General features: G+C 42.7%; 13 protein-coding genes and 1 riboswitch. Of the genes, 8 read left to right on the top strand and 5 right to left on the bottom strand.

The window, feature by feature from the left end:
* Positions 1 to 65: 65 nt before the first annotated feature.
* The gene (locus ACQKFG_RS14510) at positions 66 to 1745 is read left to right on the top strand and encodes a glycoside hydrolase family 13 protein (RefSeq protein ID WP_427560010.1); all 1680 of its coding nucleotides are present in this window, start codon (positions 66 to 68) and stop codon (positions 1743 to 1745) included.
* 39 nt (positions 1746 to 1784) lie between these two features.
* On the opposite strand, the gene ACQKFG_RS14505 is transcribed toward ACQKFG_RS14510, so the two are convergent.
* Together ACQKFG_RS14505 and ACQKFG_RS14500 are read right to left on the bottom strand one after the other, a co-directional pair.
* Positions 1785 to 3236 carry an amino acid permease gene (locus tag ACQKFG_RS14505; protein WP_228467561.1) on the bottom strand — a complete coding sequence of 484 codons (1452 nt, stop codon included), beginning with the start codon at positions 3234 to 3236 and terminating at the stop codon, positions 1785 to 1787.
* A gap of 95 nt (positions 3237 to 3331) precedes the next feature.
* Positions 3332 to 3517: riboswitch (Lysine riboswitch) on the bottom strand.
* A 255-nt stretch (positions 3518 to 3772) separates the two neighbouring features.
* Positions 3773 to 4735 carry a LacI family DNA-binding transcriptional regulator gene (locus ACQKFG_RS14500; RefSeq protein ID WP_192206999.1) on the bottom strand — a complete coding sequence of 321 codons (963 nt, stop codon included), beginning with the start codon at positions 4733 to 4735 and terminating at the stop codon, positions 3773 to 3775.
* 665 nt (positions 4736 to 5400) lie between these two features.
* On the opposite strand from ACQKFG_RS14500, the gene ACQKFG_RS14495 reads away from it, so the two are divergent.
* The 5 genes from ACQKFG_RS14495 to rodA all read left to right on the top strand — a co-directional run bounded on the left by ACQKFG_RS14495 (position 5401) and on the right by rodA (position 10225).
* The gene (locus tag ACQKFG_RS14495; protein ID WP_427560005.1) at positions 5401 to 6324 is read left to right on the top strand and encodes a metal ABC transporter solute-binding protein, Zn/Mn family; all 924 of its coding nucleotides are present in this window, start codon (positions 5401 to 5403) and stop codon (positions 6322 to 6324) included.
* 12 nt (positions 6325 to 6336) lie between these two features.
* Positions 6337 to 7092: a metal ABC transporter ATP-binding protein gene (locus ACQKFG_RS14490; RefSeq protein ID WP_192206995.1), complete on the top strand. Its 756-nt coding sequence runs from the start codon at positions 6337 to 6339 to the stop codon at positions 7090 to 7092.
* A gap of 7 nt (positions 7093 to 7099) precedes the next feature.
* Positions 7100 to 8026 (top strand): metal ABC transporter permease, encoded by a 927-nt coding sequence (locus ACQKFG_RS14485; protein WP_427560001.1) that lies wholly within the window; start codon positions 7100 to 7102, stop codon positions 8024 to 8026.
* Positions 8023 to 8904, top strand: coding sequence for a metal ABC transporter permease (locus ACQKFG_RS14480; protein WP_427559998.1), 882 nt, complete (start codon positions 8023 to 8025; stop codon positions 8902 to 8904). The genes ACQKFG_RS14485 and ACQKFG_RS14480 overlap by 4 nt, the downstream gene beginning before the upstream one ends.
* Before the next feature lie 148 nt (positions 8905 to 9052).
* Positions 9053 to 10225, top strand: a complete 1173-nt coding sequence (rodA, locus tag ACQKFG_RS14475; protein ID WP_342614779.1) for a rod shape-determining protein RodA — start codon at positions 9053 to 9055, stop codon at positions 10223 to 10225.
* Positions 10226 to 10308: 83 nt separating this feature from the next.
* Here rodA and ACQKFG_RS14470 read toward each other — a convergent pair whose 3' ends face one another.
* Together ACQKFG_RS14470 and ACQKFG_RS14465 are read right to left on the bottom strand one after the other, a co-directional pair.
* Positions 10309 to 10644: a spore coat protein gene (locus ACQKFG_RS14470; protein ID WP_192206989.1), complete on the bottom strand. Its 336-nt coding sequence runs from the start codon at positions 10642 to 10644 to the stop codon at positions 10309 to 10311.
* A gap of 13 nt (positions 10645 to 10657) precedes the next feature.
* Complete coding sequence (locus tag ACQKFG_RS14465; protein WP_427559994.1) at positions 10658 to 10936, bottom strand: hypothetical protein; 279 nt, start codon at positions 10934 to 10936, stop codon at positions 10658 to 10660.
* Positions 10937 to 11085: 149 nt separating this feature from the next.
* On the opposite strand from ACQKFG_RS14465, the gene ACQKFG_RS14460 reads away from it, so the two are divergent.
* The gene (locus tag ACQKFG_RS14460; protein WP_427559991.1) at positions 11086 to 12003 is read left to right on the top strand and encodes a proline dehydrogenase family protein; all 918 of its coding nucleotides are present in this window, start codon (positions 11086 to 11088) and stop codon (positions 12001 to 12003) included.
* Between the two features lie 48 nt (positions 12004 to 12051).
* Here ACQKFG_RS14460 and ACQKFG_RS14455 read toward each other — a convergent pair whose 3' ends face one another.
* Entirely contained in the window at positions 12052 to 12186 is a 135-nt protein-coding gene (locus ACQKFG_RS14455) for a YuzL family protein (RefSeq protein WP_072273724.1), read from the bottom strand.
* A 205-nt stretch (positions 12187 to 12391) separates the two neighbouring features.
* Here ACQKFG_RS14455 and ACQKFG_RS14450 point away from each other — a divergent pair, with 205 nt between their 5' ends.
* Complete coding sequence (locus ACQKFG_RS14450; RefSeq protein ID WP_427559988.1) at positions 12392 to 14776, top strand: 3-hydroxyacyl-CoA dehydrogenase NAD-binding domain-containing protein; 2385 nt, start codon at positions 12392 to 12394, stop codon at positions 14774 to 14776.
* The last annotated feature ends 30 nt before the right edge of the window (positions 14777 to 14806 follow it).

The following is a 14806-nucleotide window of genomic DNA, read 5'->3' as shown; positions in this document are numbered from 1 at the left end:
TTTCCCTTTATAATAGGGGTATTGGTGTAATGATCATATCAATGCGGCCAAAGAGGGGGAAAGACATGGACAAAGCATGGTGGAAAGAGGCAGTTGTGTATCAAGTGTATCCAAGGAGTTTTATGGATAGTGATGGAGATGGGATAGGGGATATAAACGGGATCTTGTTGAAACTCGATTATTTACAAGAGCTGGGTGTGAACGTGATATGGTTATCCCCTGTTTATCAATCTCCCAATGATGACAATGGGTACGATATCAGTGATTATAAATCGATCATGACTGAATTCGGGACCATGGCTGATTTCGATAGGTTGTTGAAGGCGGTTCATGAACGTGGAATGAAGATCATGATGGACCTGGTGATCAACCATTCTTCTGATGAACATCCGTGGTTCAAGGAATCCCGATCCTCAAAAGATAATCCGAAACGCGATTATTATATTTGGAAACCTGGAAGGAATGGAAAAGAACCAAATAATTGGGAATCCATTTTTAAAGGTTCAGCATGGGAATATGATGAAGGAACCGATGAATATTATTTACATTTATTCAGCAGGAAACAACCGGATTTAAACTGGGAGAACCCTAAGCTCCGTGAAGAGATCTACAGCATCATGACTTGGTGGCTGGATAAGGGTGTCGATGGCTTTCGGATGGATGTCATCAATTTCCTTTCAAAAGATCAAAGCTATTCAGATGGAGCCGTTCATCATGAGAAACAGTATGGCGATGGAAGCCCCTTTTTCCTGAACGGCCCGCGCATACATGAGTTTTTGCAGGAAATCAATCAACGGGCACTTTCTGGACATGACGTGATCACGGTTGGGGAGATGCCAGGCGTCACACCGGAGGAGGCGCAATTGTTCACAGGTAAAGATCGTGGTGAGCTACATATGGTCTTTCAATTCGAACATATGGATTTGGGGAGCGGACCGGCAGGGAAATGGAGTAATGATAAGTGGAAGCTTACCGATTTAAAGCGAATTCTCTCTAAGTGGCAGACTGGTTTGGAGGGGGATGGATGGAACAGTTTATACTGGAACAACCATGATCAGCCCCGGATTGTCTCAAGGTTTGGTGATGATGGAAAGTATCGTATTGAAAGCGCAAAGATGCTTGCAGCTTGCCTTCATATGCTTCAAGGGACACCCTATATATATCAAGGGGAAGAGCTGGGCATGACCAATGTTGCATTTGAGGGCATCGATGATTACTGTGATATCGAAACATTGAATTCATATGAAGAACTCGTCAATTCGCATGGCTGGTCAAAAGAGCGGATGATGTCAGCCATCCACGCCCGAAGCAGGGATAATGCGAGGACACCGTTTCAGTGGAATGACTCCCGGAACGCAGGATTCACGAAAGGGACGCCTTGGATTAAGGTTAATCCCAATTTTCCAGAGATTAATGCAGAAAAAGCCTATAATGATCCGAATTCCATTTTTCATTTTTATAAAAAGCTTATCCAAATACGAAAGAAACATGAAATCGTCGTTTATGGCCGTTTTGAACTGCTATGGCCGGATGATGAACGAATATTTGCCTACACGAGATCGTTTGAAGAAGAAAAGCTGTTGGTGCTATGTAACTTTAAAGAAGAGGATGCCTCCTATACTTTGCCTGAAGAGCTGCATGCATATTCAGCCACAAGGCTGATAGGCAATTATGATCAGGAAGAAGAAGGAATCTCCAGCAAACCTCTGCGTCCATATGAATGCCGTGTTTATCATTTGAAATGAAAAAAGGACCTGTTCTCCTTAGAACAGGTCCTTTACGCATTATTTTGATTTAAGATCACATTCCTCCAGGGGAATGATTTTCGTTTTATGCTTGATTTTATAGCCGAACCATAGGGCGAAAAATAAAATTAAGCCAATGTAGGAAACAAACATTGAATTCCAGTCGATTCCATCGCTGCTGAAAGCTTGATAGCCTTGTCCGATGATAATGATAAGGCAAAGGACGAGTGCGAATATAGGCCCGAATGGGAAGCCTTTTGCCCGGAATGGTAAAGCATTCATATCAAGGCCTTGAGCTGCGTAAGCTTTGCGGAATCGATAATGGGCAACCGCGATCCCGACCCAGGTGACGAATCCCGCCATGCCTGAAGCGTTCAATAACCAGATATAAACGACGCCATCACCGAAAAATGAAGCTAAGAATGCAACGCAGCCTACTAAAGAAGTCACGATAAGTGCATTCACGGGTACTCCTCTTTTATCTAACTTGCCTAGGAATTTCGGTGCTTTCCCATCACGTGCCAAGTCCCATAGCATACGGGTTGAAGCGTACATGCCAGAGTTACCGGCAGAGAGTACGGATGATAGAATGATCGCGTTCATGATGGATGCAGCAAATGCAAGGCCTGCCCGTTCAAATACAAGCGTGAATGGACTTACGGCAACATCTTCACTCAATAAACGTGAATCGGTAAACGGAATGATCATTCCAATTACAAAAATGGCAAGGATATAGAATAAGATGATGCGCCAGAAAACGGATCTGATTGCCTTTGGGATATTTTTTTCTGGATCCTCACTTTCACCAGCAGTCACTCCAAGCAATTCCGTTCCTTGGAATGAAAAGCCGGCAGCCATGAATACGCCCAGGATCGTGAAGAACCCACCGTTAAAGGGACCTTCGCCCATTGTGAAATTTGAAAAACCAATTGGGTCTTTCCCACCCATGATCCCGAGAATGATCAGTACACCCGTGATCAAGAAAATGACGACTGTCACGACTTTGATCATGGCAAACCAGAATTCTGCCTCCCCGAAACCTTTAACTGACATGTAATTGATAAGAAACATAGTGATTAATGCAATGGCACTCCAGATAATTGAAGGGCTATCCGGAAACCAGAACTTCATAATTAAGACAACGGCTGCCAATTCAGCGGCAATGGTGATTGCCCAGTTATACCAGTAGTTCCAACCAATCGCAAAACCGAAAGACGGATCGACGAATTTGGATGCATAGACACGGAATGAACCGGCCACTGGCATGAACGCTGCCATTTCTGCAAGACTTGTCATTAAGTAATAAACCATGATGCCGATGACTGCGTATGCCACCAAGGCACCGCCGGGACCGGCTGAATGAATGGCACCGCCACTTGCTAAAAATAAACCTGTTCCAATCGTTCCACCTAATGAAATCATCATTAAATGACGCGCTTTCAGGCTCCTTTTCAGTTCAGTAGGGCTTGATGCTGATTGTGAATTTGACAATTGATGTTACACTCCTTTTTATTGGAAGGGAACGAAAAATAAAAAACAGCAGTCGAAAAAGATCGACGGCTGTTTATAATAAACCCGTTTATCCTTCCGAAGATAGCTCCCCACGCTTTTTTGAAAAAGCGTGACAGTGGTGTTCCTGTTCGGTAACACCGCCAGCAAGAATATACATGGAATATACCCTTACTTCGGCAATTTATCCTTTCAAACGGAGTCTTGAATTTTCCAGAATCTCGTCCGTTTTACTTTTATAAGCTGCAGCCTCTAACTCATCGGTAAATGAGGAAGTATTCAATTTTCTAAAATCGTTGCGCCAGCTTGTAAGTGACGTCAGACGATAGTTCTCATGAAATTCATGCAATCGCTAATAGATTGCTAGTAATTGAGTAAACTTTACTATATCAAAATTATAAAATAATCTCATGAATATCGCAATGATTATTTTATGTGGTTATTTTTTCCTAGTTAATGAATGATGGCGGCAAGGAAGAATTCAAATGGCTATATACCAAAATAAAGCATGGAGATCATTAAACGGTCCTTCTTTTTATAAGGGCGTAGTCCAGTTTTACATGTTTGACCACCTCAGGATTCTCAAATAGGTCCACAGCCATTTTCCCAATCCATTCCAGCGGCAAGGAAATGGTCGTGATGTCGAGCATTTCACCCAGGCTATCATTATTGAAACCGAGAATGGCCACATCCTCCGGGACCCTTATACCCGATTTCTTAGCGGTGAGAATGAAGCCAGCCGCCGTGTCATCATTCGTGATGATGATGGCTTCAGGTTTATCCATCATCGAATTCCATTCCTGAAACAATTGCTCACCGTCTTTGATGTGATAACTGCCTTCAAACAGCCATTCTTTATTGTTTATCAGTTGATGTTTACTCATGATATCGTTAAAGGCCTTTGTACGATGGGAACTATTTCTGCTCTTTTTACGGCCGAGGCTGTATCCGATTTTCTTATATCCTTTAGCAATCACGTACTCAAGGGCACAGGAGAAAGCTGCATAATGATCAATGCTGATGGATGAGAATTCAGCCTGGGCCGTATCTTCACACAAAATGATTGGTCCGTATTTTTGATATTCCAAAAGGATTTTCATTTCCGAAATCCTTGAACAAACGATAATGCCATCGAGCTGCTTCATTTGCAGCATATTAAAAGCCTCGATTTCCTTCTCTCTGTCATAGTTTGTTTGAAAGATGACGATATGACAGCCAATTGCATTTGCCTGTTTAGTGATTCCGTTAACGATTGCCCCGTAATATGGGTGATTGTTGAAGGGGATGATGATGCCGATAAGATTGGTTTTACCTTTTGAAAGATGAATGGCATTTATGTTTCTCGTATAATTCAAACGATCGATGGCCTCCAAGACGCTCTTTCTTTTATCTGGGCTTACATATGGATGATCATTCAATACACGGGACACTGTTGAGACAGATACACCGGCACATTGAGCTATTTCTTTAATATTTGTCATGGTATCACCGTTTTTTCTTTTTTTATATTGTACAGTATGAAACCCATTTCAGGGCAAGAGAACAGTGTGGGGCTGCTGAAGATTTCTTCAAATAAGGTCTTGTTCTGGTATGGGTTTCATCCTTTAAGATTGTTTTAAGTCTTAGAGGAGGAGGAGACCATGATGTTCCAAACTTTAATCACCCTTTTTGTGCTTTGCGGAATCGAATTGGGATTTGCGTACTTGGCAATTTCCTTGAAAAAATGAGTGGCAATGCACATGGAATGCGTAAAATCAGCGTTTACTCGTGAATTTAGGCACTTTACTCGTAAAATCAGCGCATTTACCCGTGAATTTCACAACGTTCCGAAATAGCCCCCATAGTTTATATTCACCATTAGAACCCCACAATATAAATATAACTTCAGAGTTTGTTTCATGTACGGCATGACCAACTGTCAGGAAGCTCCCCAGTAGAGATTCCTGACAGTTTTTTCATGTGTGAAAGTCATTGTCCTTTTTGAAGTGTTTGAAAAAATAGTTGCACTTTTTTGTATATTTGTGTATAGTATGAAATAAGTTGTATAGAGGAAACTTTTTAGCGTTTACGACAATGTAAAAATTTTTACACTTATTTTTGCACATGGCAAACTATTTTAGAAAGAGGAAAAAGGGAGGGAGTATGGATGGGTTTTCTGAAATCTATTGGGAGCGTGATTGCTGCATTGCTGATTTTAGCGGGGTGTGGCAATGATACGGTTGGAAGTGATAAAGGCAATGGTAAGCTGAATATCATTGCAACAACGGGAATGATTGGAGATTTGGTTGAGAATATCGGCGGTAAACATGTCGAGGTCACCAGTTTAATGGGTCCGGGAGTTGACCCCCATCTATATAAAGCGACACAGGGTGATGTTAAGACACTGGATTCGGCTGATATGATTTTTTATAACGGTGTGCATCTTGAAGGGAAAATGACGGATATATTTGAAATGATGAGCAAGGATAAACCGACGATTGCCGTAACGGAGGGCTTCAAGGAGAACCAACTTCGCAAAGTGAGTGCATCGGAACATGATCCCCACGTATGGTTTGATGTAAAGCTTTGGATCGTTGCGGCGGAGGCAGTGGAGAAAGAATTGATTGCCAATGATCCGGACCATGAAACAGAGTTTCGCGAAAATTATGAAGAGTACGTTCTGCAATTGGAGGAACTCGATAAATATGTTCAAGACGAAATTAATAAAATACCAAAAGATCAGCGGGTGCTCGTTACAGCACATGATGCTTTTGGGTACTACGGTCGGTCATACGGCCTGGACGTAAGAGGGCTCCAAGGGATCAATACATTATCGGAATATGGATCAAAAGATGTGACGGATATGCGGAATTATCTTGTGAAGAACAAAATTAAAGCGATTTTCATTGAGTCAAGCGTACCAAGGAAGGCCATCGAGGCTGTCATTCAAGGAGCAGGTAAGCAGGGTCACAAAGTGGAAATCGGCGGTGAATTGTTTTCGGATGCCATGGGTGAAAAAGGGACGGAAGAAGGAACGTATATCGGAATGGTCCGTCATAATACCGATACAATCGTCCGTGCTTTGAAATAAGGGGGAGAAACTATGAATCTAGCAGCTTTGAAGGTCGAGAATTTAACGATTGCTTATCATAAGAAGCCTGTTATCGAAGATGTCTCATTTGAGGTGCCGGAAGGGAATTTAATCGGGATCATTGGCCCCAATGGAGCAGGGAAGTCCACATTGATAAAGGGGATACTTGAATTGATCCCCAAAATATCAGGGCAAATCACAATAAGGGGTTCTACTTATAAATCGATGAGGAAGAGTATCGGCTATGTTCCACAACGGGAGTCAGTGGATTGGGATTTTCCGACCAACGCACTCGATGTCGTAATGATGGGCAGATATGGTCATCTCGGATGGTTGAAGCGACCAGGAAAGTCCGAAAGGCAGAAGGGGATGGAGTGCCTGGAAAAGGTAGGGATGTCTGAATATGCTAACCGCCAGATCAGCCAGCTATCAGGTGGACAGCAGCAACGGATATTCCTGGCCCGTGCATTGGCACAGGAAGCGGATATTTATTTTATGGATGAACCGTTCGTAGGGGTGGATGCCGCAACAGAGAAAGCAATCATACAATTGCTGATGGAATTGAAGGAAAAAGGCAAAACCGTTCTAGTTGTGCACCATGATCTATCGACCGTGAAGGAATATTTCGACTGGACGATGTTATTGAATAAAAAGGTGATGAAAATAGGTCCGACGGAGGAAGTATTCATTCCAGAACACTTACAGGCAACATATGGAGGACGCTTAGCGATACTATCAGACACGAAATCCGGCCTTTTATTAAAATGAGGTGTACATGATGAACATACTGGATATTATTACTGATCCAAATACAAGGTGGATATTGCTTGGCACGATGTTCCTCGGATTAAGCAGCGGGGTCATCGGCAGCTTTGCCTACCTCAGAAAACAATCTTTGCTTGGCGATACCCTCGCACATGCAGCGTTACCCGGTATCTGTGTCGCCTTCATTTTAACTGGAGTGAAATCCACTTCTTATTTTCTAATAGGTGCGGCCCTAGCTGGCTTAGTGGCTGTCTTCTTGATCAGTGTGCTTACGAGATACAGTAAGATCAAGCAGGATGCGGCCTTGGGAATCGTCTTATCTTCCTTCTTTGGCTTCGGAATTGTCATGCTTACACAGATTCAGCAGAGTGAGTATGGAAACCAGAGTGGATTGGATACCTTTTTATTCGGGCAGACGGCGTCAATGGTCATGTCTGATGTATATATGATGATGACGGTTTCCTTTTTTCTCATTTTCACTTGTACCGTATTTTTTAAAGAATTCAAATTACTGTCCTTCGACCCTGGGTTTGCTAAGGGGATGGGATTACCGGTCGTTTTTCTGGATTATTTCATCATGATGCTGATCGTGGCAGCTGTGGTGATCGGTATCCAGGCTGTAGGTGTCGTATTAATGGCATCTTTACTGATCACGCCTGCGGTTTCTGCGAGGTATTGGACTGAGCGGCTTCATATCATGGTCATCCTGTCTGGCATATTCGGAATGTTGAGCGGTGTGTCTGGAACGTTGATCAGTACTTCGGTCAATGATTTGCCAACAGGACCGTTAATTGTCATATCCGCGACGGTATGGTTTTTCTTTTCCATGCTATTTGCACCTAAACGCGGAGTGCTTTCATCTATATGGAGAAGGGGATCGACGAAAAAGAAATATTCTCTCGAACAGAATAGAAGGAAAGGGAGCCACTCATCATGAATGATTTTTGGATTATTTTAGTCGGAGCATTGGTGGCGAGTGCTTGTAGTGTATTGGGATGTTTTTTGATAGTCAGGAAAATGACGTTGATTGGGGATGCCATCAGTCATTCCGTTTTGCCCGGAATCGTATTAGCATTTTTAATAACCGGGACTCGTGACTCTGTTCCGATGCTGATAGGGGCAGCTGCGCTCGGCTTGCTCACCGTATTCTTGATCCAGCTTTTCCAATCGTCGGGCGTTCAATCTGACGCAGCGATCGGGATTGTATTCACTTCCCTTTTTGCAACGGGGATCGTACTCGTGAGCTTGTTTACGCAACAAATAGATTTTGACCTGGAACATGTCCTTTATGGCGAAATAGCCTATTCTCCCTGGAACACGATGACAATCGCGGGAATCGAAGCTGGACCAAAAGCTGTTTGGATTGTCGGCAGTTGCTTTATCCTGAACCTCATACTGATCTTCCTTTTCTTCAAACAGTTTAAACTCGTGTCATTTGATCCATCACTTGCGGCTGCAATGGGAATTCCTGTACTGTTCTTTCATTACTTATTGATGAGCCTCATTTCACTGACAACTGTAGCTTCTTTTGATAGTGTAGGTTCCATTTTAGTAGTTGGAATGCTCATCATACCCGCGGCGACGGCTTATCTGCTGTCAGACCGTTTAAGCCGCATGATATGGGTCAGTATCGGGGTCGGGGTGCTAAGTTCCGTCATCGGCTACTTTTCAGCCACCATTTTGGATGCCTCGATATCAGGTTGCATGGTGGGATCGGCCGCCATATTATTCGGATTGGCCTTTCTCTTTTCCCCAAGCCATGGATTGGTCAGCAGATTGCTGAAACGAAGAAAATCAAAGGAATCACATGCATAGTTTCCCCTGCCCTACGGGCTTCATGGAAATAACTCCAAGAAGCCTTAAAACAATTCTTCGATATAGTTGTGATTTTATTTGTTTAAAGTATAATGAATAAGTGTATTTATAGATGTATTGCAGGAGCCTTTTTAAGGGAGAGTTAAGTATGGAAGAACAAAATAAATTTTCATCTCGAATAGATTTTTCTTTGGTCACAATATTGCTGTTATTATGCGTTGGAAGTTGCTTAGCAATCTATAGTGCCCAAACGACTGGACAGTACGCTGAAAACTTCTTAATTAAACAAATTTTTTGGTATATAGTGGGGGTTGGAATCGTATTAGGGTTCATCACACTGGATTCGGACCAACTGAAAAAAATTTCTTGGTACGCCTATGGATTCGGATTGTTTTTGCTATTTTTGCTGATCATTATGCCAAGTAGCATCGTACCTAATATAAATGGTGCAAGAAGCTGGTTCAAAATTCCGGGAGTCGGTTCGATTCAGCCATCGGAATTCATGAAGGTTTTCCTGATTTTGGCTCTAGCCAATGTCATATCGAACCACCATCTCAAAAACACGCTGAAAACGATTCAAACGGATATCTGGCTGCTAATTAAAATCGGTCTTGTGACCGGTGCCCCCTTAATGTTAATCATGCAACAGCCGGATTTAGGTACCGCGCTTGTCATCCTGTCCATCATGCTCGGAATGATTTTCATTTCAGGAGTAACATGGAAGATCCTCCTGCCGATCGTTTCGGGAGGAATTGTCGTCGCTTCAACGGTCCTGTACTTTGTCCTTTGGAAGCCAGAGATCCTGGAAAAATATCTAGGGGTAAAATCCTATCAATTCGGCCGTATCTATTCTTGGCTGGATCCGTATAATTATGCCAGCTCCGAAGGGTATCACTTAACCAGGTCCTTACTGGCCATCGGCTCTGGCCAGACCACAGGCAAGGGAATCGGTTCGAGGGAAGTGTATTTGCCTGAGAGCCATTCGGATTTCATTTTCAGCATCATCGGTGAAGAATTCGGCTTCATCGGATCAAGCATCATTATTTCCTTGTTTTTCCTGTTGATTTATCATATTACAAAAACGGGAATGGACACGAAAAATAACTTCTATACATATATCTGTGTTGGTGTTATAAGCATGTTGACGTTCCACGTCTTTCAAAATATCGGCATGACGGTAGGGCTTTTGCCGATTACGGGGATTCCGCTTCCATTCATCAGTTATGGAGGAAGCTCGCTAATGGGGAACATGATGGCCATGGGCTTAATATTCAGCATTCGGTATCACTATAAGAAGTATATGTTTTCAACGGATATCTAAAAATAAAGCCGGCCCCCCATGGGCCGGCTTTACTTGTAGCTCAAAAACAAAAGGAGCAGAACCCCCCCCCCCTCAATGTTTGCTTATTGAATATTCGTTCCAGATGGAAATTGATTTTTATAACCGGAAAATTGTTGATACGATTGGTTTAAGCTTGTTGCTTGCGCCTTTTCTAAACTATACCAGCCTTTTTCGAACATAATGTTATAGAGTTCTCGCTGCATTTCCTGATTTTCTTTGGAAACGGAGAAAATGTCTTGGAATAATGCTTGGTTACTCATCTCATGCAGGGCAACGGAAAGGGAGTTGCAAAAGTACTTTTCAGTTGTGAGCATATCATTTATAAAATCCCTGTCATTCATTTGCGGTGTCTTTGCCACGGGAGATTCAGGATTTTGGACTTTGTTTTCATTGGGCATCAAGAACACTCCTTTACTGGTATTGTTGTTGAACCTGGTTTTGGTCAGGATTCAAATGTTTCAAAATGGTATCGTAATGGCGTTGATGCATGAGTCCGCACCGATTTAACGCATCAATGATTTGCGGGTCCTTGCACTGTGTGGCAAAAAAATGTGCTTTTTTAACCGCATTAAGATTCCATGCAAGCATATCGGTTAAGTATAGGCTATCTTTCACCGAAACCATTTCCGGCGGCTGTTTCATAAAGCCGGTGGATTGCTGTTGGTTATTAAATGAATTTTGCTGTTCCATCATTCTACCTCCTTACTTGTTCTTTAAACGAGCTTAATTTTCCCTTTATGAATTTTTTTATTCTTGATTCTAAATATCTGAAAAATGAATTAAATGGTAAAGTAATCTTGTGCATCTATTTTCCAAAATGATTTGGGAGGGGAATGCAGATGGAAAGAATTTTGAAAAATCTATTCCTTTTTTTATCAAAGAATAAAGGCATGACAAAGGCAGCGAAAAAATACGGGCTGCGGTTTGGAGCATCTCGTTTCGTGGCAGGGGAATCCTTGGATATGGCATGTGAAGTGATTGCAGATCTTAACCGGAAAGGGCTTGCTGTCACCATTGATTATTTAGGTGAATTCATTGAGGATGAACAAGAAGCAAGGAAGATGGCAGATGAGTGCATCGAAGCGATCCGCATGATCGGCACAAATGAACTGGATTCACAGTTATCACTGAAGCTGACCTCGATGGGCCTAGATGTATCTGAACGAGTCGTAATGAATAACATGCGGAGGATATTAGAAGAAGCTAAAGCCCATCATGTTTTCGTGACGCTTGATATGGAAGATTTTCCGCGCTGTCAGCCGACTTTGGATGTATTCAAAAACCTTAAGTCTGAATATAATGAATTGGGGACTGTCATCCAAGCATATCTGTATCGGACTGAGAAGGATATCGAGGAATTGGATGCATACCAGCCGAATCTAAGACTTGTTAAAGGAGCTTATAAAGAACCGAGGGAAGTGGCTTTTCCCGAGAAAAAAGATGTGGATGAGAATTTCAAGAAAATCATCAAGAAGCATATGCAAAATGGCCATTACACAGCCGTTGCCACACATGATGATAAAATCATTGATTATACGAGGGACTTGGTCAAAGATCAGGGAATTCCCCTGGATCGTTTTGAATTTCAAATGTTATATGGCATTCGCACTGAAAAGCAGCTTGAACTTGCTAAAGAAGGATATAAGGTAAGGGTGTATGTTCCATATGGTACGGATTGGTATGGATATTTCATGCGCCGCCTTGCGGAGAGACCGGCCAATATTGCTTTCGTTTTAAAAGGCCTATTCAAGAAATAGATACGAGAGCCGCCTCGGAAAAGAGACGGCTGCTCAAATTAAGAAGGATTATCTTTTGAACTGATTGTTCTGGCTGTTCACTTTATTGATTCCATGTTGACGTTCGGCGCCAGGTCCGGCATTGCCTTTAACGCTTGCTGCGCTCACGGCTGCTTTAGAAGGATTATCTTTACGCTTCATTATATAAGTCACCTCCTGCCCGGTTATTTTTAGCTGAATGGAGGAGAAATAACCTTAAGAACCCGGAGAAAAAAATATTTTTTCCTGTTTAATCATTGCGGAATTTCCAAATATATTCTATATTAGTAATAAGAAAAAATATTCAAATTTTTTTGAATTAAAAATGAATGAGCATTCATTCAATAAAATGCGTAAGGGGGATATAAACTTGGTTCGACAAATACGAAAGGCTGCTGTTCTAGGGTCAGGAGTTATGGGATCAGGGATTGCTGCACACCTTGCTAACATCGGCATTCCGACTTTACTATTGGATATTGTACCTCGTGAACTCACTGAGGACGAAAAGAAAAAGGGACTGACATTAGATAATAAACAAGTGCGTAACCGCATCAGCCAAACTGCGATTACAAAACTTTTAAAACAGAAACCAGCCCCGCTTTCGGTTAAGGGAAACATTGCGTTGATCGAGGCGGGAAACCTGGAAGATGATATAAGTCGTTTAAAGGATGTCGATTGGATCATCGAAGTGGTTGTTGAGAAGCTTGAGGTTAAGCAAAGTGTGTTTGCCCAGGTTGATCAGCATCGTAAACCGGGAAGCATCGTTTCATCGAATACATCCGGAATTTCAATCGAAGCGATGGCAGAAGGCCGTTCGGAGGATTTTCAAAAGCACTTCCTGGGAACCCACTTCTTCAATCCGCCGCGTTATCTTAAATTATTGGAGATCATCCCTACTAAAGCAACTTCACCAGAAGTGCTCGGATTCATGAAACGATTCGGCGAAGATGTACTGGGAAAAGGTGTCGTCGAAGCCAAAGATACCCCTAACTTCATCGCAAACCGCATTGGAACTTATGGATTATTGGTCACTTTGCGTGAAATGCAAAAAGGCGGATACAGTGTTGGTGAGGTCGATTCGGTTACAGGTCCTTTGATTGGGAGGGCTACTAGCGCTACTTTCCGGACACTTGATGTAGTTGGATTGGATACCTTTGCACATGTTGCCAGAAACGTATATGACCAGGTGGATGGAGAAGAAAAAGAGGTTTTCAAAATACCTGATTTCATGAATGAAATGCTTAAAAATGGGTGGCTTGGAAGCAAGTCAGGCCAAGGTTTTTTCTTGAAAAAAGGCAAGGAAATCCTTGAACTGAATCCCGAAACCCTTGAATATGATGCACGAAAACGATTAAAAACGCCTTCCATTGAAATGGCTAAACAGGCCAAGGGATTGGAAAATAAAATGAAAGCGCTTGTTTATAGCGAAGACCGTGCCGGCCAATTACTTTGGAATGTTCTGAATCCGGCACTTGTGTATTCTGCCCAGCTGCTTGGGGACATCGCGGATGACATCGTGGCGATCGATCAAGCGATGAAATGGGGCTTCGGATGGTCCACAGGTCCCTTTGAAACCTGGGATGCGATAGGGATAGAAAAATCGGTAGCCCGAATGGAAGCGGAAGACATCGCCGTTCCACAATGGGTGAAGGATATGCTCGCTAAAGGCTTCACTTCTTTCTATAAAGAAGAAAATGGCATTGTTCACTATTATGATGATGGTGAATATAAAGAACTTGTCGAAAATCCTAAAGTGATCAATCTTAAAGCGACCAAGAAGCAAAAAGGCGTAATCAAGAAAAACAGTGGTGCAAGCTTGATGGATATTGGCGATGGAGTGGCTCTTCTTGAATTCACTTCACCGAATAATGCAATCGGTCTGGATATCATACAAATGATCAATGCGGCGGTCGACGAAGCGGAAGCGAATTTTAAAGGCCTGGTTATCGGAAACCAAGGAAAGAATTTCTGTGTAGGCGCTAATATTGCAATGATGCTGATGGAAGCGCAGGATGACAATATTCTTGAACTCGATATGGTCATCAGCCAATTCCAAAAGGCGATGCTGAAAATTAAGTACAGTGCAGTTCCCGTAGTGGTTGCCCCGTTTAATATGACACTTGGCGGGGGTGCTGAAGTGTCACTTCCGGCAGCGCGCATCCAGGCAACGACTGAAACATATATGGGATTAGTGGAAGCTGGCGTAGGGTTGATCCCAGGCGGCGGCGGAACTAAGGAGCTTTATGTGAAGACGTTGAAGAATATGCCGAAGGGCGTCGACTTCGACTTACAGAAAGTGGCCAACCAAGTATTTGAAACGGTCGCCATGGCAAAAGTTTCGACATCAGCCGAGGAAGCGAGAGAGAATAATTTCCTTAATATAGCTGATGGAATAAGCGTGAATGCGGATCATCAGCTATATGATGCGAAACAGGCGGTACTTTCCATGCATGAACAAGGTTATACAGCTCCAGCCCGCACAAAGATTCCTGTCGTAGGTGAAACTGGATATGCCACACTTCTATTAGGGGCGGAATCCATGCGCCTTTCAGGATTCTTATCAGATCATGACCTTGTCATAGCCAAAGAGCTTGCATACGTCCTGTCAGGAGGAAAACTCCCATTTGGCACGGAAGTAGATGAACAGTATATCTTGAATCTAGAAAAGCAGGCATTCCTAAAACTGATTTCGACTCCGAAATCCCAGGCAAGGATGCAGCACATGCTTGTTAAAGGTAAACCGCTCCGTAATTGATGAATAGATGATATGGCAAAAAACGAAGAT

Origin of the sequence: Peribacillus sp. NPDC076916 (genome assembly GCF_050269675.1) — a bacterium.
GTDB lineage: Bacteria > Bacillota > Bacilli > Bacillales > DSM-1321 > Peribacillus > Peribacillus aracenensis.
This window is presented reverse-complemented; position numbering and strand designations above follow the sequence as displayed.